The sequence below is a fragment of the Myxococcus sp. AB036A genome, assembly GCF_006547355.1.
GTDB lineage: Bacteria > Myxococcota > Myxococcia > Myxococcales > Myxococcaceae > Myxococcus > Myxococcus virescens.
This window is the reverse complement of sequence record NZ_VHLC01000240.1, coordinates 1-451: the sequence shown is the minus strand read 5'-3', so window position 1 is coordinate 451 and position 451 is coordinate 1. Positions and strand designations below refer to the sequence as shown.

Below are 451 nucleotides of genomic sequence, written 5' to 3'. Positions count from 1 at the left end.
CTCGAAACCAAGGCCCAGACTCCTGCTCTTCGCAGCAAGCCTGGAAGACTTCTTGTTACTTACGCTTGATTAAAAGCACCTGACTTTCTTCCCCTCACCTTCGCCTCACGGCGTCGGCGGGGTACTTCTTGTCAGGGCTTCTGCGAGAACTTCTCTCAGCAGAAATTGAACTTACCCTTCGTATGCACTTGTCAAAGAACGCTTCTCTATACTTCAGAGAAAACTTGTGTGGAGCTGTTGGGGGGCGCGTCACCGCTTTCCTCCTCCCTGGGAGGAAAATGGTGGGCCTAGGTGGACTTGAACCACCGACCTCGCGCTTATCAGGCGCGCGCTCTAGCCAGCTGAGCTATAGGCCCAGGAGGCCACCGCGTCGGCAAACCCTACAGCGTCCTTCATTCTCAAAGAGCCAAGTCGCTTCGACTCAGTCCTTCAAAACCAAACAGCAAGCCCA

The 451-nt window shown here is 54.5% G+C and carries 1 tRNA gene; it reads right to left on the bottom strand.

Annotated elements, in window-relative coordinates:
• Positions 1-279: 279 nt before the first annotated feature.
• A tRNA-Ile gene (locus tag FL344_RS38270) sits at positions 280-356 on the bottom strand.
• Between the last annotated feature and the right edge of the window lie 95 nt (positions 357-451).